The organism is Kitasatospora sp. NPDC004240, from assembly GCF_053603215.1.
In genome coordinates, this window is record NZ_JBSGFD010000402.1 from 1 (window position 1) to 2897 (window position 2897).

At 70.7% G+C, this 2897-nt stretch carries 1 protein-coding gene and 1 pseudogene; one reads left to right on the forward strand and one right to left on the reverse strand.

The genetic code is table 11. The annotated features are described in order from the left end of the window. Nucleotides 1–191: pseudogene (locus ACWEQL_RS41965) on the reverse strand (hypothetical protein); the annotation flags it as partial. 611 nt (nt 192–802) lie between these two features. Here ACWEQL_RS41965 and ACWEQL_RS41970 point away from each other — a divergent pair. Then, on the forward strand, nt 803–2476 hold the full coding sequence (locus ACWEQL_RS41970; protein WP_452156814.1) for a M4 family metallopeptidase: 1674 nt from the start codon (nt 803–805) through the stop codon (nt 2474–2476). Nucleotides 2477–2897 lie beyond the last annotated feature (421 nt).

Here is a 2897-nt window from a genome sequence, read left to right on the forward strand (position 1 = left end):
TTCGCCGTGGCCAGGGTGTTCCACGGCGAGGCCTGGCTGCCGTCGCCGTTCGAGGCGGCCGAACAGTCCAGGTACCGGGCGATCGGCCCGGCCGCTGAGGCGACCGTGGCCGCGGGCAGCACCGGCACGGCGAGCGGGATCGCGGTGGCCGCGACGACGACAGCCCGTCTGAAGGTGGCGGGAACGTGCATGGTGAGACTCCCGGAGCGTGTGACGGGGGTGGGCTGATGACGGTGCCGCACCTTAAGACGGCCATATGACCGAGTCAATCCATTTCGCTCGGAATCATCCCAAGCTGATCAATCGATCGATTGATTGGCGCATGAGGGCAATGCTTGAGGCGGGCGCAGCCCCGACCGGGCCCGGCCGGGGCTGCCCACCGATCCGCCCCGAGCGCTTTGGGTCGTAACCCAAGGGAGCGCGACGCCGTGTTGTGAGCCCTCTCGTCGCGTGTCCGGGGTCGATCGTCACCGTTATCCGGACCGGCGTGCGGGTGACGCCCCTCGCAGGCGGCAGGTGGGGATCGGTGACGAATCTGACGTCCAGTCACTTTTCGTGCTGGTGGCGGCCCCTGTCGTGTGGTCACCGGCTCTTGTCCCGGGCGTCGTTTTGCGGCGGTGTCGCTTTCCCGACTTTGGCATGTATTGACCAACATTGCCGCATCCCGCAAGCATTCCAGCCCATGAACCGACTTCTTCGGACGAGTTCGCCGGCGCTCATCGCCTGCAGTCTCGTCATATCCGTCATGGGTGCGAGTGCGTCCGCCGTTCCGTTCCCGTCACCGGCTGCCGGGCCTGCGCCGGTGTCTCAGGAGCGGGCCGGCAGGGAGGCCGTCGCGGCTGTCCGGGACGCTCCGCAGGCGGCGCGTGCCGGCGCCCACGATGCCTTCGTCGCCCGTCGTGTCCAGGTGGAGGCGGACGGCACCCGCCATGTCCACCTCGATCGCACCTACCGGGGTCTGGCCGTGCTCGGAGGCGACGTGATCGTGCATTCCGCCGCCGACGGCCGTCTCGAATCCGCCACGCTCACCCTGAAGACACCCCTCGACCTGGCGGTCGTCCCGGCGGTGACGGCCGATCAGGCCACCGCCACCGCCCTCACCCGCTTCACCGGTACCCGCAACGCCACCACCGCCACCCTGACGATCGACGCGCTCGGCACCGAGCCGAAGCTGGTCTGGGAGGTCGTCGTCGAGGGCACCGCCGCGGACCGGTCGCCCAGCCGCCTGCACGTCCTCGTCGACGCCCTCACCGGCCGCCCGGGCGCCGACTGGGACACCTACTCCGCCTTCCTCCACGACCAGCAGCGGGCTCCACGGCAGACAGAGCACACGCCCCAGGCGCAGAGCCGCGCCGCCGAAGCCGGCGCCACCCCCACGGGTGCCGGAACGGCCGAGCCGGCCACAGCAACCCTGCCCGGCACCGGCCGCGGCTACCAGGTCGGCAGGGTCGACCTGTCCACCACCCGCACCGCCACCGGCTACACCCTCACCGACCCGAAGCGCGGCAAGGGCGAGACCCGTGACGCCGGAAACCGGACCGCACCGGGCGATCACCCCCCGGCCGGCTGGGGTACCGCCTTCACCGATGCCGACAACGCGTGGGGCGACGGCACCCTCACGAACCGGGCCACCGTCGCCGTCGACGCCCACTACGGCATCCAGGCCACCTGGGACTTCTACAAGAACGTCCTCGGCCGCAACGGCATCCGCGGCGACGGTGTGGGCGCCCGCTCCTTCGTCCACTACGGGAAGAACTACGCCAACGCCGGCTGGGACGACGCCACCTTCTCCATGATCTACGGCGACGGCAAGGCGGGCTCCGCGCCCTTCACCCAGCTCGACGTCGCCGGCCACGAGATGACCCACGGCGTCACCGCCGCGACCGCCGGCCTCGTCTACACCGGCGACGCCGGCGGCCTCAACGAGGCCACCAGCGACATCATGGGCACCCTCGTGGAGTTCAACGCCGACAACCCCGCGGACGCCCCCGACTACGTGATCGGCGAGAAGCTCGACATCCGCGGCGACGGCACCCCGCTGCGCTGGATGGACGACCCTTCCAAGGACGGTAAATCCGTCGGATGCTGGAGCGTGACGACCCAGTTCCTCAACCCGCACCACTCCTCGGGCGTCGGCAACCACTTCTTCTACCTGCTCGCCGTCGGCTCCGGGAAGACGAAGTGGGGCACCAGCCCCACCTGTGACGGGTCGAAGGTCACCGGCATCGGCAACACGGATGCCGCCAAGCTCTGGTACCGCGCCCTGACCACCTACATGACCACCAACACCGACTACCCCGGCGCCCGCACCGCCACCATCAAGGCCGCCCGGGACCTCTTCGGCAGGAACAGCACCCGCTGCCGGGCCGTCGAGAAGGCCTGGAGCGCCGTCGGCGTCGCCCCCACCGCCAGCACCTGCAACGGCGACACCGCGACTGCCGCTGCCGCGTCCGCTACCGGGAGCACCGGCTCCTGACCACGGACACCGCGGCCGTCGGGCCCGGCCGCCTGCCCGTCGGCAGCGGGCGCACCGTGGGACCGGGCCCGCGGTGATGGCCCTTCCGCGGGCATGCCGGTACCTCTCCGGTACGGAATGCCGCGTGGCCCAGCCCCAGTAGATGCGACGGCTCTCCGCCGAGACGTCCACGAGGTGCCGCCGCAGGATCCCGCGGCGGCACCTCCACGCTCGGTCCGCGCCGGCGAGGCGATCGCCCCTGCGGGAAGGTTCGGATCCAGTGTCCCGCAGGGCAGCCATGCATGATCGAATCTGTTCATATTTGGCGGTTTACGTTCGAGTGGCCGGCTGGCAGGATGGCCGCCATGAGCTACCTCGCCGCGGATGACCGCTACGCCTCGATGACCTACCGCCGCGCCGGTCGCAGCGGCGTGCGGCTGCC